At 62.8% G+C, this 20818-nt stretch carries 20 protein-coding genes and 1 riboswitch; of the genes, 16 read left to right on the plus strand and 4 right to left on the minus strand.

Going from position 1 to position 20818, the window contains the following annotated elements:
* Window positions 1–110 precede the first annotated feature (110 nt).
* The 8 genes from CAG34_RS19810 to CAG34_RS19845 all read left to right on the plus strand — a co-directional run bounded on the left by CAG34_RS19810 (window position 111) and on the right by CAG34_RS19845 (window position 8436).
* Window positions 111–1262 (plus strand): efflux RND transporter periplasmic adaptor subunit, encoded by a 1152-nt coding sequence (locus CAG34_RS19810; RefSeq protein ID WP_085591962.1) that lies wholly within the window; start codon window positions 111–113, stop codon window positions 1260–1262.
* Window positions 1259–1945 (plus strand): ABC transporter ATP-binding protein, encoded by a 687-nt coding sequence (locus CAG34_RS19815; RefSeq protein WP_085591964.1) that lies wholly within the window; start codon window positions 1259–1261, stop codon window positions 1943–1945. The genes CAG34_RS19810 and CAG34_RS19815 overlap by 4 nt, the downstream gene beginning before the upstream one ends.
* Window positions 1945–3156 carry an ABC transporter permease gene (locus CAG34_RS19820; RefSeq protein ID WP_085592053.1) on the plus strand — a complete coding sequence of 404 codons (1212 nt, stop codon included), beginning with the start codon at window positions 1945–1947 and terminating at the stop codon, window positions 3154–3156. The genes CAG34_RS19815 and CAG34_RS19820 overlap by 1 nt, the downstream gene beginning before the upstream one ends.
* A complete protein-coding gene (locus tag CAG34_RS19825) occupies window positions 3156–4352 on the plus strand; it encodes an ABC transporter permease (protein ID WP_085591966.1) in 1197 nt (398 codons plus the stop codon). Before CAG34_RS19820 ends, CAG34_RS19825 begins: the two co-directional genes overlap by 1 nt.
* A 331-nt stretch (window positions 4353–4683) precedes the next feature.
* On the plus strand, window positions 4684–6453 hold the full coding sequence (locus tag CAG34_RS19830; RefSeq protein WP_085591968.1) for a copper resistance system multicopper oxidase: 1770 nt from the start codon (window positions 4684–4686) through the stop codon (window positions 6451–6453).
* A 14-nt stretch (window positions 6454–6467) separates the two neighbouring features.
* Window positions 6468–6797 (plus strand): hypothetical protein, encoded by a 330-nt coding sequence (locus CAG34_RS19835; RefSeq protein ID WP_256573568.1) that lies wholly within the window; start codon window positions 6468–6470, stop codon window positions 6795–6797.
* On the plus strand, window positions 6787–7749 hold the full coding sequence (locus tag CAG34_RS19840; RefSeq protein ID WP_085591972.1) for a copper resistance protein B: 963 nt from the start codon (window positions 6787–6789) through the stop codon (window positions 7747–7749). Before CAG34_RS19835 ends, CAG34_RS19840 begins: the two co-directional genes overlap by 11 nt.
* A 9-nt stretch (window positions 7750–7758) precedes the next feature.
* Window positions 7759–8436: a cytochrome c gene (locus CAG34_RS19845; RefSeq protein ID WP_085591974.1), complete on the plus strand. Its 678-nt coding sequence runs from the start codon at window positions 7759–7761 to the stop codon at window positions 8434–8436.
* A 19-nt stretch (window positions 8437–8455) separates the two neighbouring features.
* Here the strand turns inward: CAG34_RS19845 and CAG34_RS19850 are convergent, their stop codons facing one another.
* A complete protein-coding gene (locus tag CAG34_RS19850; protein ID WP_085591977.1) occupies window positions 8456–9565 on the minus strand; it encodes an NAD(P)/FAD-dependent oxidoreductase in 1110 nt (369 codons plus the stop codon).
* Between the two features lie 257 nt (window positions 9566–9822).
* Between CAG34_RS19850 and CAG34_RS19855 the strand changes: the two genes are divergently transcribed.
* The gene (locus CAG34_RS19855; RefSeq protein WP_075044465.1) at window positions 9823–10797 is read left to right on the plus strand and encodes a cyclase family protein; all 975 of its coding nucleotides are present in this window, start codon (window positions 9823–9825) and stop codon (window positions 10795–10797) included.
* A 15-nt stretch (window positions 10798–10812) separates the two neighbouring features.
* Here CAG34_RS19855 and CAG34_RS19860 read toward each other — a convergent pair whose 3' ends face one another.
* From CAG34_RS19860 to CAG34_RS19875, 3 genes are all read right to left on the minus strand, one after another.
* The gene (locus CAG34_RS19860; protein ID WP_075044464.1) at window positions 10813–11076 is read right to left on the minus strand and encodes a DUF3077 domain-containing protein; all 264 of its coding nucleotides are present in this window, start codon (window positions 11074–11076) and stop codon (window positions 10813–10815) included.
* 155 nt (window positions 11077–11231) lie between these two features.
* Entirely contained in the window at window positions 11232–11474 is a 243-nt protein-coding gene (locus CAG34_RS19870; protein ID WP_025337535.1) for a hypothetical protein, read from the minus strand.
* A gap of 326 nt (window positions 11475–11800) precedes the next feature.
* Complete coding sequence (locus tag CAG34_RS19875; RefSeq protein ID WP_085591981.1) at window positions 11801–13978, minus strand: TonB-dependent siderophore receptor; 2178 nt, start codon at window positions 13976–13978, stop codon at window positions 11801–11803.
* Between the two features lie 182 nt (window positions 13979–14160).
* On the opposite strand from CAG34_RS19875, the gene CAG34_RS19880 reads away from it, so the two are divergent.
* The 7 genes from CAG34_RS19880 (at window position 14161) to ispA (ending at window position 20714) form a co-directional block, all read left to right on the plus strand.
* Window positions 14161–14853, plus strand: a complete 693-nt coding sequence (locus CAG34_RS19880) for a response regulator transcription factor (protein ID WP_025337533.1) — start codon at window positions 14161–14163, stop codon at window positions 14851–14853.
* The gene (locus tag CAG34_RS19885; RefSeq protein ID WP_085591982.1) at window positions 14853–16199 is read left to right on the plus strand and encodes a sensor histidine kinase; all 1347 of its coding nucleotides are present in this window, start codon (window positions 14853–14855) and stop codon (window positions 16197–16199) included. The genes CAG34_RS19880 and CAG34_RS19885 overlap by 1 nt, the downstream gene beginning before the upstream one ends.
* A gap of 82 nt (window positions 16200–16281) precedes the next feature.
* The gene (locus CAG34_RS19890) at window positions 16282–17172 is read left to right on the plus strand and encodes an alpha/beta hydrolase (protein WP_085591984.1); all 891 of its coding nucleotides are present in this window, start codon (window positions 16282–16284) and stop codon (window positions 17170–17172) included.
* Between the two features lie 147 nt (window positions 17173–17319).
* Window positions 17320–18381, plus strand: coding sequence for a hypothetical protein (locus CAG34_RS19895; RefSeq protein WP_085591986.1), 1062 nt, complete (start codon window positions 17320–17322; stop codon window positions 18379–18381).
* 136 nt (window positions 18382–18517) lie between these two features.
* Window positions 18518–18659: riboswitch (FMN riboswitch) on the plus strand.
* 80 nt (window positions 18660–18739) lie between these two features.
* Entirely contained in the window at window positions 18740–19390 is a 651-nt protein-coding gene (ribB, locus tag CAG34_RS19900) for a 3,4-dihydroxy-2-butanone-4-phosphate synthase (RefSeq protein ID WP_085591988.1), read from the plus strand.
* Window positions 19391–19587: 197 nt separating this feature from the next.
* Complete coding sequence (locus CAG34_RS19905) at window positions 19588–19830, plus strand: exodeoxyribonuclease VII small subunit (RefSeq protein ID WP_003255380.1); 243 nt, start codon at window positions 19588–19590, stop codon at window positions 19828–19830.
* On the plus strand, window positions 19827–20714 hold the full coding sequence (ispA, locus tag CAG34_RS19910) for a (2E,6E)-farnesyl diphosphate synthase (protein ID WP_085591990.1): 888 nt from the start codon (window positions 19827–19829) through the stop codon (window positions 20712–20714). The genes CAG34_RS19905 and ispA overlap by 4 nt, the downstream gene beginning before the upstream one ends.
* The last annotated feature ends 104 nt before the right edge of the window (window positions 20715–20818 follow it).

Raw genomic sequence — 20818 nt, forward strand, 5'->3', positions numbered from 1 at the left:
ATCTGACACTATACTAACGCTCATCCGAAAATCGTCGGATAAATGACGTTTCGCGTGGAGCTTTCACCCTCCTGATCTAGGCTCAAGCCATATGGGAGGAGGTGTAGTCCATGCGCAAATTATTGATTGGCTCGTCGATCCTGGCTTGTCTCGTGGTGTTGGGCGGCTGGTTGAGTCGACCGCAGCCGGTGCCGGTCAGGCTGCTGGAAGTTGAGCGGGGGCCGGTGGAGACGGTGGTGGCCAACACGCGCGCGGGTACGCTGAAGTCCTGTCGACGCTCGCACCTGTCCTTCAATGTCGGCGGCCAGGTTGACGAGTTGCTGGTCAGCGAGGGCCAGCGGGTCCAGCCGGGCCAGGTGCTCATGCGCCTGCGGCAGGACGAGCAACAGGCCAGGCTACAGGAAGCCGAGGCGCGGCTGGAGGCCCAGCGCAACACCCGCGAACAGCGCTGCCAGCAAGCTCTGCTGGACCGGCGCGACCTTGATCGCCTGGGCCAGTTGGCCGACCGCAAGTTGATTGCCGCCGATCGCCTCGATCAGGCGGCGACCAAGGCCAACCTGGCGAAGCTGATGTGCAGTGCCAGTGCCGTACTGATCCGCGAGGCCGACGCCAGCCTGCAGTTGCAGCGTTCACTGCTGGAACAGACAACCCTGCGTGCACCATTCGCCGGCATCGTCGCAGAAATCAACGGCGAACTCGGCGAGTTCGTCACCCCTTCGCCGCCAGGTATTCCCACACCGCCAGCAGTCGACCTGATCGACGACAGCTGCCTGTTTGTAGAGGCACCGATCGATGAGGTGGACGCTGCCCGGGTTCACCCAGGAACCGCCGTACGGATCAGCCTGGATGCCTTCCGTGGTCAGCATTTCACCGGCCGCGTCAGCCGCATCGCGCCCTATGTGCGCGAACTGGAGAAGCAGGCGCGCACCGTCGATGTCGAGGTGCGCTTCGACCAGCCGCCGGCAGACCTGGCCCTGCTCACCGGCTATAGCGCCGATGTCGAGATCCTCCTGGAGCAGCACGCGGGCGCCTTGCGCATCCCCACCGAGACCCTGCTGGAGGGGCAGCGTGTGCTGCGATATGACCCGAGCGCCCGGGTGTTGCGCGAGGTGCAGGTGCAAACCGGGCTGAGCAACTGGCGCTGGACCGAGGTGCTTGCAGGGCTGGACGAGGACGCACGCATAGTTGCCAGCCACGAGCAGGAAGGGCTCAAGGATACCGTGGCGGTGATCCCGGTGGATGCCGCGGAGACCGAGAAATGATCCGCCTGCGCGGCGGTAGCCGCAGCTTCCAGTTGGGCGAACAGCAGGTGATGGGGCTGGATGGCCTGGACCTGGACATCGCCGCCGGTGACTACATGGCGGTGATGGGCCCGTCGGGCTCGGGCAAGTCGACCTTGCTGAACATCCTCGGCCTGCTCGACGCGCCGAGCGCCGGCGAATACTGGCTGCAGGGCGAGGCCACGGCGGCCCTGAGCGAGGCGCGCCGCGCCCAGTTGCGCAGCCGACTGATAGGTTTCGTGTTCCAGTCCTACCACCTGATCGCACGGCTGACGGTGCTGGAGAATATCGAGCTGCCGATGGTCCTTGCCGGCATTGGTGCGGCACAACGGCGCAAGCGCAGCAGCCAATTGGTGGCACGGCTGGGGCTGGGCGAGCGCATTGCCCACCGCCCGGCCGAGCTTTCCGGTGGCCAGCGCCAGCGCGTCGCGATCGCCCGGGCGATGGTCATGCAACCGGCGCTGCTGTTGGCCGACGAACCCACCGGCAATCTCGATAGCCAGGCCGGCGCAGAGGTCTTCAGCCTGCTGGAGGAGCTCAACGGCGAGGGGCTGACCCTGATAGTGGTGACCCACGATGCCAACCTGGGCGCCCGTGCACAGCGCCAGCTGCACATGCGTGACGGGCGGATCCACAGTACTGCGCCGCAGTGGGCGCTGGCCTGATGCGCGCTGCCGATGCCCTGGGCTTCTGGCTAGGTGCCTTGCGTGGGCATCGCTCGCGCAGCCTGATGCTACTGCTGGCCATCGCTATCGGGGTGGTCGCGGTCAATCTGCTCACCGGTCTTGGCGCGGGGGCGCGGGCCTTCGTCCTGAACGAGTTCTCGCTGCTCGGGCGCGACATCCTCATCGTTTTCCCGGGGCGCAAGGAAACCACCGGGCGAATGCCGCCGCTCACCGGGCTGACGCCACACGAGTTGACCTTGCAGGATGTCCAGGCCATCACCCGGTTGCCGGGCATCCGCCGGGTCGCGCCGCAGCAGGCCGGGCAGATGGAGGTGATAGTCGGCAACCGCAATCGTGAGGTGCTGACGCTGGGCACCACCCGGGACTTCTTCGCCATTCGCCAACTGGCGGTCGTACAAGGCCAGCCCCTGCCGACGCTGGACCCTGAGCAGGCCGAAGCCGTCTGCGTGATCGGCGGCAAACTCCGGCGCGAGCTGTTCGGGGCTCGCCCGGCTCTGGGTGAATGGTTGCGCGCTGGCGACCGGCGCTTCCGGGTGGTCGGCATTCTCGGCGAGCGGGGCGAGTCGCTGGGGATGGATTTCGCCGAGATGTTGATCATTCCGGTGGCCAGCGCCCAGGCCTTGTTCAATAGCGAGGGGTTGTCGCGGGTGTTTGTCGAGGTGCATGGTCCGAGCTTTCTCGACCGTAGCAAGCAGCTGATACTCGCCGCGCTCAAGGAGCGCCACGAGGGTGAGGAGGACGTCACCCTCGTCAGCCAGGACAGCCTGCTCAGCGCCTTCGACCAGATACTCGCGGTGCTGACCCTGGCGGTGGCCGGCATTGCCGCGATCAGCCTGCTGGTGGCAGGCATCCTGATCATGAACGTGACCTGGATTGCAGTAAGCCAGCGCAGCGCCGAGATCGGCCTGCTCAAAGCCATAGGCGTGACGGCGGCGCAGCTGCGCCTGCTGTTCCTCGGCGAGGCGGCGCTGTTGGCCCTGACAGGGGCACTGGCAGGGCTGCTGCTGGCCGAAACCTTGCTCTGGCTGGGGCGCCTGGCGTTCGATCTGCCGCTCTATGCCCCCTGGTGGGCGCGGGCTGGCGCCGTGCTGCTGGCACTCGGCACGGCGCTGCTGTTCGCCTGGCTGCCTGCCGCTCGGGCCTCGGCGCTGGAGCCGGTGGTGGCGCTACGCCCGCCAGGGGCGCACTGATGCGCTGGCAAGATGGTTTCCGGCTGACCAGCTCGGCGCTGACCTGCCGCCCGCTGCGCAGCCTGCTGACCCTGCTCGGGGTAGCGATCGGCATAGCCGCCGTGGCGCTGCTCACGGCCATAGGCGAAGGCGTGCGCGGCTATGTGCTGGAGAACTTCTCGCAGTTTGGTACGCGGATCATCACCGTGCGCCCGGGCAAGACCCAGACCAGCGGCCTCGGCGGCCTGCTCGGCAGCGTGCGGCCACTGACCATCAGTGACACCGACGCCCTGCGGCGCTTGCCGCATGTCGAGGCGGCGGTGCCGATCATTCAGGGCAGCGGGAATATACAGTTCGGTCAACTGAGCCGGCGCAGCGACATTCTCGGTGGCGGCCATCAGATGGCGCAGGCCTGGCGCATGCAACTGAGCCTGGGCGAGTTCCTGCCTCCGGCCCGCGACGGCCGTTCGCCGCCCTATGTGGTGCTCGGCCATCAGCTGCGTACCGAGCTGTTCGGGGCGCGCAACCCGCTGGGTGAGCTGATCCGCGTCGGCGGCGTGCGTTTCCGGGTGATCGGCGTGATGGCGGAGAAAGGCCAGTTGCTCGGTTTCAATCTCGACGATATTGCCTACATCCCGGTGGACTGGGCGGAAAGCCTGTTCAACCGCACCGGAGTGGTCAAAGCCCATGTGGTGTTCGGCGCAGGTACCACGTCACGGGCATTGAGCCGGCAGATTCGCGAGGTGCTCGGCGAACGGCACGGTGCGGAGGATTTCAGCCTGACCACCCAGGACGACATGCTGCGCAGCTTCAACCGCGTTCTCGGCACCCTGAGCCTGGCCATTGGTGCCTTGGGGGGCATTTCGCTGCTGGTCGGCGCCGTCGGCATTCTCACCATCATGACGACCACTGTGGGCGAGCGCACGGCAGAAATCGGCCTGTTGCGGGCGATTGGCGCCAGTCCGCGGCAGGTACTTGGGTTGTTTCTCGCTGAAGCGACGCTGCTGTCCCTGGCCGGTGGCCTGCTTGGCCTGCTGTTGATGGGCCTGCTGCTGGGGCTACTGCACCTGGCCATGCCGAGCCTGCCCTTGGCGCTGCAACCGCTGTTTCTGCTGCTGGCGCTGCTGCTGGCGGCGGTGCTCGGCATTCTCGCCGGCCTGGCTCCGGCCGTGCGGGCGGCCCGCTTGCATCCGGTGGCGGCGCTGCGCATCGAGTAGCGGCCAGGCCAAAGAGCCGCTTGATGGGGCTGCTTTGCAGCCCTTCGCGGGCACGCCCGCTCCCACAGGTCCCGCGCATGTCCTGGCTACAGCGCCATCCCTGTGGGAGCGGGCGTGCCCGCGAAGGGCCGCAAAGCGGCCCCAGATTCTGCATGCCATGCGCTTCATCAGTCATACCCACCACAAGCTGACAGAAAAGTAATCTGAAGCTCAGCCAGCTGACAGCGGAGGTCCGCTAGCGTTAGGGAAGATTGTGGGGCTTCTCGACCCACGGCTGGGGCGTTCAACCGCCTGAACACCAGCAACTTTTCGACTGACTGGACGCAACGGCATGCAAAGCAAAACCACCAGACGCTCCTTCGTCAAAGGCCTGGCCGCTACCGGACTGCTTGGCGGGCTGGGCATGTGGCGCGCGCCGGTCTGGGCCGTGACCAGCCCCGGCCAACCGAATGTGCTGAGCGGCACCGACTTCGACCTCTACATCGGTGAGCTGCCGGTCAACATTACCGGCACTGCACGTACAGCAATGGCCATCAACGGCTCCATTCCCGGGCCCATCCTGCGCTGGCGCGAAGGCGATACCGTCACGCTGCGTGTGCGCAACCGCTTGCAGCAGGACACCTCCATCCACTGGCACGGCATCATCCTGCCGGCGAACATGGACGGCGTGCCGGGCCTGAGCTTCCATGGCATCGCCCCCGACGGCATGTATGAGTACAGGTTCAAGGTCCAGCAGAACGGCACCTACTGGTACCACAGCCACTCCGGTTTCCAGGAGCAGGTCGGGGTGTATGGCGCCCTGGTCATCGACGCGAAAGAGCCTGAGCCGTTCACCTATGACCGAGACTACGTGGTCATGCTCAGCGACTGGACGGATGAAGACCCTGCACGGGTGCTGTCCAAGCTCAAGAAGCAGTCCGACTACTACAACTACCACAAGCGCACGGTGGGTGATTTCGTCAACGATGTGAGCGAAATGGGCTGGTCCGCGGCGGTAGCCGACCGCAAGATGTGGGCCGAGATGAAAATGAGCCCCACCGATCTCGCTGATGTGAGCGGCTACACCTACACCTACCTGATGAACGGCCAGGCCCCGGACGGTAACTGGACGGGCGTGTTCAAGCCGGGCGAGAAAATCCGCCTGCGCTTCATCAATGGCTCGGCCATGACGTATTTCGATGTGCGAATTCCCGGCCTGAAGATGACGGTTGTCGCGGCGGATGGGCAGCATGTCAAACCCGTTGCGGTCGACGAGTTCCGCATCGCCGTTGCCGAAACCTACGATGTCATCGTCGAGCCCGAAAGCGAGCAGGCTTACACCATCTTCGCTCAATCCATGGACCGTACCGGGTATTCCAGGGGCACCCTGGCTGTTCGCGAAGGCTTGCAAGCCCCTGTTCCAGCTGTCGATCCACGGCCGATCATTTCCATGAGCGATATGGGCATGGATCACGGCGACATGACAGGCATGGATCACGGCAGCATGGCAGGCATGGACCATGGCGACATGGCTGGCATGGAACACGGCAACATGGCCGGCATGGACCATGGCGAAATGGCTGGCACCAGCGCGCCCATGCAGAGCCACCCAGACTCCGAGAGCAACAACCCCCTGGTCGACATGCAGACCATGACCCCGACACCAAAACTGGGCGATCCGGGCATCGGCCTGCGTGACAACGGCCGCCGTGTGCTGACCTATGCGGACCTGCGCAGTACCTTCCCGGACCCGGACGGCCGCGCGCCTGGTCGCACAATCGAGCTGCACCTCACCGGCCACATGGAAAAGTTCGCCTGGTCCTTCGACGGCATCAAGTTTTCCGATGCCGAGCCACTGCGCCTCAAGTATGGCGAGCGCCTGCGCATCACCCTGGTCAACGACACCATGATGACCCACCCCATCCACCTGCATGGCATGTGGAGCGACCTGGAGGATGAGAACGGCAACTTCATGGTACGCAAGCACACGATCGACATGCCGCCTGGCTCAAAACGAAGCTATCGCGTCACGGCAGATGCCCTGGGGCGTTGGGCCTATCACTGTCACCTGCTGTTCCACATGGAAATGGGCATGTTCCGCGAAGTCCGTGTGGACGAATGAACTGGAGATCCGAGATGAGCAAACCAATGAAACGAAGCGCGTTTTTCCTTTCTGCCGTGATGGCCGGCCTGTTTGCCGTATATGCCCCGCCGTCGTGGTCCGGCGACAACAACCAGCAGCCTGCAGATGGCGCAAAAGCCAAGGGTGCTCAAGGCATGGACCATGGTTCGATGAAGGGCATGGATCATGGCGCCATGAAGGGCATGGACCATGGTTCGATGAAGGGTATGGACCATGACGCCATGAAAGGAATGGACCATGGCTCGATGCAAGGCATGGACCACGGCAAGATGATGGAATCGCATGGCAGCAACAAAGCTGAGGCAGGGAAAGATGCTCAATAGCCTGGCACGTCCATCGCTGCTGGCATTGACCGTTTCGCTCGGCGTGCTGGGCGCTGCGCCCAGCTTCGCCGCTGAAGAAATGGACCATTCGATGATGGACCACGGCAAGATGGATCATGGCAGCATGCCGGGCATGGACCACGGCGCCATGGATCATGGGGCTATGGACCATGGAGCCATGAACCATGAAGCGATGGACCATTCGAAAATGAACCACGGCACGGCGGATACGCCGACGACCAGCCGTACCCCGATCCCGGTGCTGACCGATGCCGACCGCCAGGCAGCCTTCCCCCCATTGGGCGGGCATCAGATGCACGACAGTGCTATCAACAGTTTCTTCCTGCTGGACCAGCTCGAGTACCAGGATGCCGATGAAGGCAGCACGCTGGCCTGGGATGCTTCCGGCTGGGTAGGCGGCGATATCAACCGGCTGTGGATCCGCTCCGAAGGTGAACGTACCAACGGTGTCACCGAGGATGCCGAATTGCAGCTGCTGTACGGCCGCTCGATCAGCCCATGGTGGGATGTGGTTGCCGGGGTGCGCCAGGACTTCAAGCCTGAATCCCCCCAGACCTGGGCGGCGTTCGGTATCCAGGGCATGGCGCTTTACGACTTCGAAGCCGAAGCCACCGCGTTCATTGGCGAGAACGGCCAGACTGCCGCGCGCCTGGAAGGCGACTATGACATTCTGCTGACCAACCGCCTGATCCTGCAGCCGACCGCTGAAGCCAATTTCTATGGCAAGAACGACCCTGTGCGCGGCGTCGGTTCCGGCCTGGCAAATACTGAAGTCGGGCTGCGCCTGCGCTATGAAATAGTCCGCCAGTTCGCCCCTTACATCGGCATCACCTGGAACCGCTCCTACGGCAAGACCGCCGATTTCATCCGCGACGAGGGTGGTGATGTGGATGAAGCGCGTTTCGTGGCCGGTATCCGCATGTGGTTTTGAGAACCAGACATGAAAAGAACAATAACAACGCTTGTTGCAGCAGGCGCGGTGGCCAGCGTGGCCGTACTGGGTGCTGCGTACTCCGGCCTGGTCAACGTCGGGGCCGATGATCCCCATTTCCCCGCCGTGCATGCCTTTCTGGCCATGGCACGGGACCGATCGATCGCCGTACGGGCCAGGGACATCCAGGTGCCGGACCTGAAAAATGAAGCGCTGATTGGTACCGGCGCCGGTAATTACAACGCCATGTGCATCGGTTGTCACCTTGCACCTGGCGTCGAGAAGACCGAGCTCAGCCAGGCTCTGTATCCATCGCCCCCCAACCTGACCAAAAGCGGGATTGGTGGCGACCCCGCTGCGGCGTTCTGGATCATCAAGCACGGCATCAAGGCCTCCGGCATGCCGGCCTGGGGCAAGAGCATGGGCGATGAATACATCTGGGGCATCGTCGCCTTCCTGGACCAGTTACCCCAGTTGAACGCCGAACAATACAAAACGATGGTCGCGGCCAGTGGCGGCCACCAGCATGGTGGTGGCGAAAGTGAAATGCACAACCATGAAGGCCAGCACCGCGGCAACGTGCCTGGCCACCATGGTGAGCAGGCCTCGGGCGCAAGCCAGCATGATGAGGGGCATTCAAAGGCCCATACTCATCGCGATGGCAAGCAGCACATGCATAAAGACTGAAGGCAGCTTGGCACTGCCCTCAGTTGTCACGCAGGGTATGCAGCACGCGATCCGCCAATGCCAGGCAACTGGTCAACCCCGGTGACTCGATACCAAACAGGTTCACCAGCCCCGGCACTCCATGCTCGGCGGGCGTACTGATGACAAAGTCCGCCGCCGGGTCCAGCGGGCCGCTGATTTTCGGGCGGATGCCGCTGTAGGCCGGTTGCAGGCTGGCGTCGGGCAGGTCGGGCCAATAGCGCCGTACGGCGGCATAGAAGCTGTCGCCGCGCCGGGGGTCTACCGGGTAGTCGATATGTTCCACCCACTCCACATCCGGGCCGAAGCGCGCCTGGCCGCCCAGGTCGAGGGTCATGTGCACGCCCAGGCCGGCGTGTTCCGGTGCGGGGTACACCAGGTGCCGAAATGGCGCACGACCGCTCAGGCTGAAATAGCTGCCTTTGCATAGATAGGCCTGGGGCACATGGGCCGGGTCGAGGCCGGTGATGTGCCCAGCGACTTCAACTGCCGATAACCCAGCGCAGTTGACCAGCCGCTGGCAGGTCAGGCTCATCGGGTCGGAACCGCCCATGTCCAGGCTGAAACCGGCCTCGATCACCTGCGCGACAAGCAGTGGGGTATGCAGTACCAAGGTGGCGCCCGCAGCCTCGGCGTCACCCAGCAGGGCGAGCATCAAGCCATGGGAGTCGATGATGCCGGTGGACGGCGACCACAGCGCGGCGACACATGACAGCGCCGGCTCCAACTCACGCGCCTGGTCGGCGTCGAGCCATTGCAGGTCATCGACACCATTGCGCCGGCCCTGCTCCAGCAGGCGCTGCAAGCCTTCGACCTGGGCCGCATCGGTGGCGACGATCAGTTTGCCGAGGCGTTGGTATTCAACGCCCCGACTGTCGCAATAGGCATACAGGCGTTGCTTGCCCTCGACACACAGCTGCGCCTTGAGGCTGCCATCGGGGTAATACAGGCCGGCATGGATCACCTCGGAGTTGCGCGAGCTGACCCCGACGCCAATGCCCTCGCCCGCCTCCACCACCAGCACTTCATGGCCGGCCTGGGCCAAGGCGCGCGCCACCGCCAGGCCGACCACACCGGCCCCGACCACCACACACTCGATATCAACGCTCACCTGTACCTCGCTTGTCGAAAGGCTTGACTGGCCTGTATCACCCCAGGCGCCACTCTAATCAAGCACTTGGCCAGTGAATAATGAAGGGTTCTGATCGGGAGATCACCCCACGTTATCTCTCACCAGCCTCCAGACAGCGGGTTTCGCCGCGGCTCCCCGATAACGAATAGTCATCCCCGGATCAGCTCTTTTCATTATCGACGCACCGCACCGCCTGATTACTGTGGCTTGGTCTGCACTCAAACCAAGGACAGCCCATGTGCGATCACAAGTTCAACAACAATCACGCACCCAACGTCAAAGCCCTGCTCGAAGGCCTACCCAGCAATTGGGGCAAATGGGGGCCGGACGATGAAGTCGGCGCCCTCAACTACCTGCAAAGCGCGCAGATCCTGCGCGGCATCGCCAGCGTGCGCCAAGGCAAGACCTTCACCCTGCAAGTGCAGATCGGCCACCCCAAGGGCGAACCCCTGTGGCCCGGTCGGCGCCCGTCGGTGAGGGCCAACGTGCTGGACAAGGGCCACTTCCTGGCTGGGAAAGCACACTTCGACGGCCATGTGGAGTACGCCGACGATGTGATCTTCATGCACCTGCAGGGTTCTACCCAGTACGACGCCCTCGGCCATGTATGGCACGACGACAAACTGTGGAACGGCTATGACGCCATGAGCACCATCGGCGGCATGGACAAGGCCAGTATCCTGCCGATCGCCGAGCGTGGCGTAGTCGGGCGCGCGGTACTGATCGACATGGCCCGCCACCGTGGCAAAAGCGTGCTGGACAAGGGCGAGACCTTCAACCATCTGGACTTGATGGCAGCTGCCGAGGCCCAGGGTGTTGCAATTGAAAAGCGCGACATCCTGATCATCCGTACCGGCTGGATCGGCTCGTTCTACGAGCGCGAGCCGGAGGAGTTCTACCAGGACTTCGCCGAGCCGGGCCTGACCTTCAGCCGGGAGCTGGTGGAATGGTTCCACGAGATGGAAATCCCCAACCTGATCACCGACACCATGGCCAACGAGGTCGCGGTGGACCCGCAGTCCGGGGTGTTGATCCCGCTGCACAACGCCCTGATGCGCAACCTCGGCGTGGCCTTCACCGAAGTGGTGATTCTTGATGAGCTGGCCAGGGATTGCGCGGAAGATGGGCAGTGGCAATTCCTGTACACCGCAGCGCCGTTGAAGATCGTCGGCGGCAGCGGTGCACCGGTGAATCCGATCGTGATCAAGTGACTGTGCGGGGTCGCCTCAATGCCCCATGCCCAGCTCGGCATCATCCATCAGCGCCTTGGCCATCGCACTCAGGTAGTGCGCAGCCCAGATCATCATCGGCTTCTCATCCATCAGGCCGGTGATGGTCAGCTCGCGGACATAGCCCATCAACTCTGAGGACTGCTCGCGGGCATCGCGGCAGGGGATGCCGGGCTCTATGCGGAACAGTGGGTGGGTGCCATGTTCACCTTGGTAGAACGTGGTCTTGCCGACAGTGAAATGGGTGTCTTCTGTGGTCATTTTTGAATCCCTGAAAGTTCTCGACTGCTTGCTCTGGTCCTTTCGCGGGCACGCCCGCTCCCACAGGTACTGTGCAAGTCTTGAGTACCGTGAAGATCCTGTGGGAGCGGGCGTGCCCGCGAAGAGGCCGGAACAGGCAACACATTGCTTAGGCCCTAGTGCAAAGTCCTGGGCCCAGTGGGCATCTGCACCTGAATCAATGCCGACTCCAGCAAAGCCCGCAGCGTCTCCAGTTCATGCATCGACGTCATCATCAAAACCGACGCCGGCGACTTGGGCTGCAGCAGCATGGCCTGATGCACAACGGTCGCAGCGCACAGCGCATAGTCCGTGGCCTGGATCAGGGTGTCTTCAAGGGAATGAATATCGTGGGGTGGATCGGGGACAATCTTAAGCATGGTGACACTCTCTATAGGTTGGCTAGAGCTGCCACTCATGACTTGCAGTGTGATGGGTGGCAGCCACGTACGGGTCTGCAAGACCGGCAGAGAGCAAAATCCGGCAGGTTCGAAAACCTCCCGTACGCAGCCACCATTAAGCGCGCGCAATGGCATGCCATTGGCATCGGTGATCGGCATTTTGCTCTGGACAGGCTTGCAGGCCCGGTCGCTGATTTGGCAACGACTGGGCTACACTAGTCCGCCAGGAACACTACCGCAATGGCTCAAGGGCGCTAGGAAGCTATTTCAGAAATGGCCTACGCGCAACGGGAAAAATCTGATTATCAGAAGTCATACCGCGCCCCAACCATCATGCTCCGCGACGGCCCGTAGAAGTTGAACGTCGAGGTCGACCCCACCCGCGACAGGTAGTCCCGGTCGAACAGGTTGTTGATGTTGAAGGTGGCCGTCAGCTTCGAGGTAACCGGATAAGACAGCATTGCATCCACCGTCGCATAGCCTGGCGCGTCGATGCGCACACCGCCGTTCTCGGAATAGAAGTTGCTCATCGCCGAAATACCGCCACCAATGGCCAGGCCGTTCAGCGGCCCTTGGCTGATGGTGTACTTGCTCCACAGCGATGCCTGGTTGCGCGGCATGATGAAGAAGGTGGTTTCGGCATCGCCCTTGAGGGTTTCGGTTTCCATCCAGGTGTAGCCGGCCAGCACTTCCCAGTTCGGCGTCAGCTTGCCGCTCACTTCCACTTCGGCGCCTTTCACACGGGTCTTGCCGGATGCAACAGAGTCAGTGGTAGCGACACCGTCGGCGTCATACACGGTGGTCGCGCGGTTCTTGTCCGTCAGGCGGAACACCGAGAAGCGAGTATTCAGGTCGCCGCCGAAGTAGCTGCTCTTGAGACCGAACTCGTATTGCTCGCCCTCACGCGGCTTGAGCACCCGGCCATTGCTGTCGGTGTCGGACTGCGGCTTGAAAACCTGCGAATAGCTGGCGTACAGCGCATGGTTCTCGGTCAGGTCGTAGACCAGGCCGCCATACGGGGTGAAGTGGCCATCCACGCGCTTGCTGTCGTTGGTGGTGGCGCCGCTGCTGAGGGTAGTGGTGTAAAAATCACCGCGATACCAGCTGAAGCGGCCCCCGGCGATCAGCGCCAGACGCTCGACCGGGCGGAAGGTGACCTTGGAGTACAGGCCGTATTCCTCTTCCTGCATACCGGTCTCGGTGCTGTAGTTGGGCGATGGCTTGGCGAACTGCTTGGGCGAGTATGTATCGACGTTGATGGCGCCCAGGTTGGTTGTGCCGTTGAGGTACTCGGTGTCGTAATTCTTGTAGTCGCTGCCGACCACGAATTCGCTGACCTGGCCGAAGGTTTCGAACGGCTGGCTGTAGCTGGCGTCCAGCGAGTAGGTGTCCTGGGTGAAATCGCGGGCGCTGGCGCGCTCGGAGTTCGCGCCAGTGGTGGCGTTGGTCGCGGTGAAGGCGTACAGGTAATTGGTGTCGCGATGCGAGCCACGGGCTGCGACACGGCCATAGCCGCCGTTGTCGAAGCGGTGGGTCAGCTCGGCGACCAGGTCGGTGGTCTTGCCGTCGAAGTAATTCCAGTCAGCCCCCAGGAACTTCGAATGGCTGAAGTCGGGTACTTCGCCGGACAGCGTTGCCGGATAGCCATTGTGCGGAGTGATGTTCTTCACTTCATGAATCAGGCCGAACGACAGGGTGGTGGCGTCGTCCAGGTCGACGTCCAGCGCACCGTAGTAGCTGTTGCTGGTGTTGGCGTTGTAGTCGACCTCGCCATTGGTGTCGTCACGCGAGGCGATGAAGCGCCCGCGCACGCGGCCGGCATCATCCAGCGGCCCGCTCAGGTCGATTTCTTCTTGGTTGGTGTCCCAGGTGCCATAGCTGCCTTCGACATGCCCCTGGAACTCGGCGGTCGGGCGCTTGCGCACCATGTTGACGATGCCGCCCAGTTCGCTGGTGCTGCTGAACAGCCCAGCCGGGCCACGCATGATCTCGACACGGTCGAATGCCGCCAGCGACGGTACTGTACCGAAGATGCTGGCCATGGGCGCCGGCAGGCCGTCGATATTGAACTCGCTGTACTCGTAGCCACGGGCGTAGATCGACGAACGGCCACTGTCGTTGGTCAGGGTGCGCAGGCCGGCGGTGTACTTGGCCAGGTCATCGAGGTGCACGAACTGGCGGTCCTTGACGTAGTCCTGGGTGTAGACGGTGATCGATTGCGGGATGTCCTTGAGCGCTGCGGGGGTCTTGGTGCCCACCGTGGCGGCATCCACGCTGTAGCCGCCAGTTTCTTCCGACGGCAGCATGTCATACAGGCGGTTGCCCTCGATGGTCAATGCCGGCAGGTCAAGCGCGCTGTCCTCGGCAGACGCCTGAGTCGCTACCGTCTCGGCCAGTGCCGACAACGAGAACGGCGCCAACAGCCCCAGCACCAGCCAGCCCCGACCCCGTCGCGAGTCCCCCAAACTTTTGAAACTGCTCATGACACACCCTTTCCCCAAATGGTAGTAATTCGCAAACGAAACAAGTTGCTTTTTGCGAACGATACCGAAGGGAAATCGGGGGTGCAGCAGGATTAACCTTCTTAACACATCCAGGCGTTGCCCTCGCCCTGCCGGCAATGGGATGATTCGTAACTGATACGAATTCTCATTCAAGGCTCGCCGTGCCCACCTCACTCCTCCTAGCCGAAGACGACGCAAGCCTGCGTCAGGACCTGGAACGCCATTTCCTCAACCGGGGTTTCCGAGTGCACGCATGCGCCACCGGCGTCCAGGCCCTGAATGCCATACAGCAATCACAGTTCGAGCTGGTGCTGCTGGATATCATGCTGCCAGGCATCGACGGCCTCAGCCTGCTCGACGAGTTGCGCCAGCAGCAGGCGGTGCCGGTCATGCTGATGTCGGCGCTGGGGGCCGAGCAGGATCGCATCAGTGGCTTTACCCGGGGCGCGGACGATTACCTGCCCAAGCCCTTCAGCCTGGCCGAGCTGGACGCCCGGGTCGATGCATTGCTGCGGCGTGTGGCGTTCGATCGTGGTACGGCGCTGCGTGCCGACGTCGGCGAGGTGATGCTCGACCAGGACCGCCAGGACGTTATCCACAACGGCAAGGCTGCCGGCCTCACCGCGTCCGAATTCCGCTTGCTGGCCACCCTGCGGGCCCACCCTTCCGAAGCCTTGAGCAAACCATTTCTCTACCAGACCGTGCTGCACCGGGCCTACACCCGCCTGGATCGCGGCCTGGATGTGCATGTGTGCAACCTGCGCCGCAAGCTGGCCGACATCGATGCCCAGCACCTGCAGATCCAGGCCGTACGCGGCCAGGGGTACATCCTGGTCGACACGGAAAAAGCCTGATGCGCCGTCATCCCCTGCTATGGAAACTGGCCGTACTGCAGGTTGGCTTCTGCCTGTTGCTGACCTGGCTGATCTGGACCTGGGGCCTGTCGGTGGAGCGCAGTACCTACTTCCTGTCCCAAGCCGACCAGGACTACCTGGCGCGCTTTGCACAGCAAGCCGAACAGGCATGGGAGCAAGGCGGCGCGGAGAGTGCCGAGGCCTGGCGCAGGCAACTGCAACAGGCCGAGGGCACTTGGGTGGCGCTGGTCGGGCCGCACCTGCAGAGCCTTGGCAGCACCCCACTGAGCGCTGAGGAAGCTAGCCACCTGACTTTCATGCGCAAGCTCGACTGGCCGATGAGCCGGCGCCTGCAGGATGAACTGCCCTACGTCAGCATCGAGTTCCCGCAACACCCCGAGCACGGTCGCCTGGTAATGCAACTGCCCGAACACCTGTTGCCTACCGGCCTGACCCCATGGACCCATGTAATCACCCATGGCGTTGCCCCCACGCTACTCGCCCTGCTGCTGGTTCTGGCGCTGTACCGCCACCTTGTGGTGCCACTGAACCGCCTGCGCGACCGCGCCGACGCCCTGCGTGCCGACGACCTCGACAGCCCGGCCCTGCCCCTGCAGGAGCGGCGCGATGAGCTTGGCGAACTGGCGCAGGCCTTCGAGCACATGGCCGGGCGCCTGCGCCAGAGCCTGGAGCAGCAGCGCCTGTTGCTGCGCACGCTGTCTCACGAACTGCGCACGCCGCTGGCGCGGCTGCGCATCGCCCATGACAGCGGCTTGCCGCCGGCCCAGTTGCGCGAGCGCCTGGACCGCGAGGTCGCCGACATGCAGAAGCTTCTGGAGAACACGCTGGACCTGGCCTGGATGGACACCGAACAGCCCTGCTTGCCGACCGAACCGGTATTGATGGTTTCGGTGTGGGAAGCCTTGTGCCAGGACATTTGCTTCGAAAGCGGCTGGGACCGCGCCCGCCTGCCCTGCTCGCTCGGCACCGACTGCGTGGTGCAAGCCCACCTGGACAGCCTGGCCCAAGCCCTGGAAAACCTGATGCGCAATGCCATCCGCCACTCGCCGGCCGAGGGCCGGGTCAGCCTGGATGGCTGGTTGGAGGGCGACTGCTGGCACCTGCGCCTGAGTGACCAGGGGCCCGGGGTGCCGCACGCCGAGCTCGAACGCATCTTCAAGCCCTACCAGCGGCTGGCCGACAGCGGCGCGGGCTTCGGCCTGGGCCTGGCCATCGCCCGCCGCGCCATCGAACTGCAAGGCGGTCGCTTGTGGGCCAGCAACGGTCACCCAGGCCTGTGCCTGCACATGACTTTGCCGATGGCCCGGGACTGTTTAGAAAGTTAATGCGCTTTACGCTCAATCAGGACTGATTATCATCTTGGCGTTTCTGCCTTGCGCTCCTTGCAAAGCCCTGATGAGACACCTGATGAGCAAGATGACCCTGACGCTGGCTTTGGCACTGGCCCTTGCGGCCCCTGCTGCCCTGGCGCAGCCCGAGCATCAACAGAGGATGGATACCTCGCTGCTGCAGCGCCAGGACCTGGCCTACCGCTTCAGCCAGCTCGACCTGGACTCGGCCGATGGCCAGCGTCATTACCGCTTGTGGGTCGGCAAACCAGACCGCCCGGCGCCAGCGGCGGGTTACCCGGTGCTGTGGGTGCTCGATGGCAACGCCGCGCTGGGGGCGCTGGACAGCCTGCTGCTGGGCAAGCTTGCCGCCGGCCAGGCGCCATTGCTGGTGGCCGTGGGGTACCAGACCGATCAGCGGATCGAGCGGGTCGGGCGTACCTATGACTACACCCCGGCGTTGCCTGGTCAGGCTGAGCAACTGGACCCGTTGACCGGGCAACCGAGCGGTGGCGTGGACGAGTTCCTCGATCTGCTGAGCGAGCGCATGCGGCCGCTAGTGGCGGGTGTGGCACCGATCGACCTGCAGCGGCAGACGTTGTGGGGGCATTCCTACGGTGGGTTGGCCGTGCTGCATGCGCTGTTCACCCGGCCTGGGGCTTTCAGTGACTATGTGGCGGCCAGCCCTTCGCTGTGGTGGCATGACGGTGCGATCGTGCGTGAGGCGCAGGGGCTTGACCAGCGCTTGGGTAGCAGCCGGCCTCGATTGTTGCTGATGCGCGGGAGTGAGGAGCCGGCTAACCCGCGCATGCCGGTGCAAGGGGATGGAGAACGGGCGGCGCGGGAGCTGGTGGCAGACCTGGCCAAGGTGCCGGGGTTGCAGGCACGGTTCGAGCGGATTGACGGGCTGGGGCATGGGCCGATGTTACCGGCTTCGCTGAAGCGGGTGATTGAAGGGATGTCACAGTAGAGCCGATGACGATCTGAACACATTGAAATGAAGGGAAACCATGATGCCTGGGCGAAGTACTGCCTTGCCGCCAGAAATGGCCTATAGCCATCACTCATGATTTACTGATACGGTTCATTCATGTGCTCTCTGAATCATGGATGAACGATGCGTCAAAGATACCATTACCTTATTGAGATAGACCTGAAAAACAGCGAAAAGCCAGAAACACTTTTTTCTGGGTTTATCGATTACAGCGGCGGCGGTTCGTATCAAGACCAACTGGTAATCACAAACCGAAAAATCTCGATAAACTGCACCCGAGCCTCGAAAATCGATTTGAATGGCGTATTCAACAACTACCAAAGCGCACTGTATGGGCAGATCACTAAAGCCATATTCTTCTACATCTGCAGAAAAACGACAATCCCAGAACTAACCTCCATAACCATATCAACCCAATATCGCGACCGCCCAGCCGGTGTAAAGAAGATCGAAGATACCGACTTCAAAAGCCACGCCAAGCTCACATGCGGATTCCTTTCTGGCTTCAAGATTGATCGACTTGAAGCCATCCTCGCAGAATCAGAAAAAGGTGCAGGTCTTCTTAAGGCTGTATCTCACCTGACTCGTTCGAAAACCAAACATGACATTTATGACCGGTTTGACTCCCTGTGGAAGTCATTCAATGCTCTTTATCGAACTATCGCCAGGAAAAGCACTGATTTCGAATGTCAACAGACGACCAGATCACTTCTCCTAGATCATGCCCGAGCGTCGGAAAGCTCGAGAACCTTGCTGGGAGACATAACGGCAGATGAACTACGCCAAAAACTCCGCTGGAGGCAGTTGATCCTCAACGATTACGAACATGACGGCAAGGCAGGCGCATTCAAAGATTTCGTACTGAGGTACACAGACGCAAGACTCATGCAAGTATTCAAAGAGACTTTGTCTTACCGTAAGGATTCGCTCACCAAAGCCCAGCACATCGGCGCCGTAGAGGCACATATAGAGAAACACCTCAAGGCAGGCTTATCGAAAAGCCAGGAAGTCATTGCCATCCTGTGCATCAAGTATGCTTACTTCGTTAGAAACAAATCCGCTCACGGAGAGCGCCTTGACAGGATCATTGGCCTGAGCAACAAGGAAGTCATCGAAGTGAAATGGCTCAGTGACCTACTTGAGTGTTTGATAATTGATCTGATAAATGCCAATGATCTCTATTAAACTCAGGCCGGCTGAGGAAGAAACCGCGATACTGACCTAGGCTACCCTGATAAGCCAAAGCACCATGGGCAAGCGGTACCGCCAAAGGTCGTAGAGCCGTGGGTTGCCAGCGGGGTGGCAATGTGCTGTATGCTTGGCGGGTCTTCAGGGCGGGGTGAAAGTCCCCACCGGCGGTAAATCGAAAGATGAGCCCGCGAGCGCCCCGGCCATGCCGGGGGTCAGCAGATCTGGTGAGACTCCAGAGCCGACGGTCATAGTCCGGATGAAAGAAGGCGTCAGGCAGGGGCCATCCGGGCGCCCCTGCGCGCGCATTTTGTTCGCCCCGAGACGTTCATCGATCATTCACGAGGAGCGTTTCATGTCCACCAAGCACCACCCGCAATTCCCCAATGTCAGCGCCGCCATCGCCGCCTTCCAGGCCGGGCGCCCTGTGCTGCTGCTCGACGACGACGACCGCGAGGACGAAGCGGACATCATCGCCGCCGCCGAGAACATCTCGCTGCAGACCATGGCCATGATGATTCGCGATTGCAGCGGCATCGTCTGCCTGTGCCTGGACGAGGCCACCGTCGACGAACTGCAACTGGCACCGATGGTGCAGAACAACCAGGCCCGCCATGGCACCGGCTTCACCGTCACCATCGAGGCGGCGGAAGGCATTACCACCGGGGTGTCCGCCCAGGACCGCATCACCACCATTGGCGCGGCACTGCGCTCCACTGCGGACCAGCGCCATATCGTCAGCCCGGGGCATGTGTTCCCGCTGCGCGCCCGCAATGGCGGGGTGCTGACCCGCCGTGGCCACACCGAAGGCTCCGTAGACCTGGCACGCCTGGCCGGATTGCGACCGGCGGCAGTACTGTGCGAACTGATGAACCCCGATGGCACGATGGCCCGTGGCGAACAGGTGGCGATGTATGCGCGGCAATACAATCTGCCGGTGCTGACCATCGAGGAACTGGCGCGGTACCGTGAGGCCATGCTGGAGCTGGAAGCAGAGCCAGCCTGACAGGCCACCTTGGGGCCATTCGCGGGCTTGCCCGCTCCCACAGGTACATCACAGTCTTCAAGACCTGTGGTGCACCTGTGGGAGCGGGCAAGCCCGCGAAAGGGCCCTTGAAACCAACAGCGTTGCCCCTGAAGTTTGCTCCCCCCGCCCCGCTCTGCTAGTGTCGCGCCGTTCTGAATGCCACCGAGACAGTCGCCATGGCCCGCAAAAAAGCCTCCCTCGATTTCGAGCAATCCCTCGCAGACCTGCAAGCACTGGTCGAGCGCCTGGAGAACGGCGAGTTGTCGCTGGAAGAGTCGCTGGCCGCCTTCGAGCAAGGCATCGCCCTGACCCGCGATTGCCAGGGCGCCCTGGCCCAGGCCGAACAGAAGGTGCAGATCCTGCTGGAACGCGATGGCGAACTGGCAGCACAGCCCTTCGACGCGGAGCCGGAAGCATGATCGGCACCTACCAGGCCAGCTGCCAGGCGCGGGTCGACGCCGCCCTCGAACCGTTGTTCGTCGCCCCGACCAAGGAACTCGAACGCCTTTACGCCGCCATGCGCTACAGCGTGATGAACGGCGGCAAACGCGTTCGTCCGCTGCTGGCCTACGCGGCCTGCGAAGCCTTGGGCGCCCCGGCCGAACAGGCCAACGGCGCAGCCTGTGCGGTGGAACTGATCCACGCGTACTCGCTGGTGCATGACGACCTGCCGGCCATGGATGACGACGACCTGCGCCGCGGCCAGCCGACCACCCACAAAGCCTTCGATGAAGCCTGCGCGATCCTCGCCGGCGACGGTTTGCAGAGCCTGGCCTTCAGCGCCCTGCTCGACCCGCGCCTGAGCCCGCAGGCTGACAGCATTCGCCTGGCCATGGTCCAGGCCCTGGCCAAGGCTGCCGGCCCGGCAGGCATGGTCGGTGGCCAGGCCATCGACCTGGGCTCGGTTGGCCTGAAGCTGGACCAACAGGCGCTGGAGTTCATGCACCGGCACAAGACCGGTGCGCTGATCGAAGCCAGCGTGCGCCTCGGCGCCCTGGCCAGCGCCCGCGCCGAACAGGCGCAACTGGATGCCCTGCAGACCTATGCACAGGCCATCGGCCTGGCGTTCCAGGTGCAGGACGACATCCTCGACGTGGAAAGCGACACCGCCACCCTGGGCAAACGCCAGGGGGCCGATATCGCCCGTGACAAACCGACCTACCCGGCACTGCTGGGCCTGGAAGCGGCCAAGGCCTATGCGATCGAACTGCGCGACCAGGCGCTGGTCGCACTGAGTGGGTTCGACGACAAGGCCGAGCCGCTGCGAGCGCTGGCACGCTACATCGTCGAACGTCGCAACTGATTTGATTGGGGCCGCTGTGCGGCCCATCGCCGGCAAGCCAGCTCCCACAGAGCCCCCACAGGCCTTGAGCATTGTGAACAACCTGTGGGAGCTGGCTTGCCCGG

Origin of the sequence: Pseudomonas sp. B14(2017), assembly GCF_002113255.1 — a bacterium.
In the GTDB taxonomy this organism is placed as follows: Bacteria; Pseudomonadota; Gammaproteobacteria; order Pseudomonadales; family Pseudomonadaceae; genus Aquipseudomonas; species Aquipseudomonas putida_Z.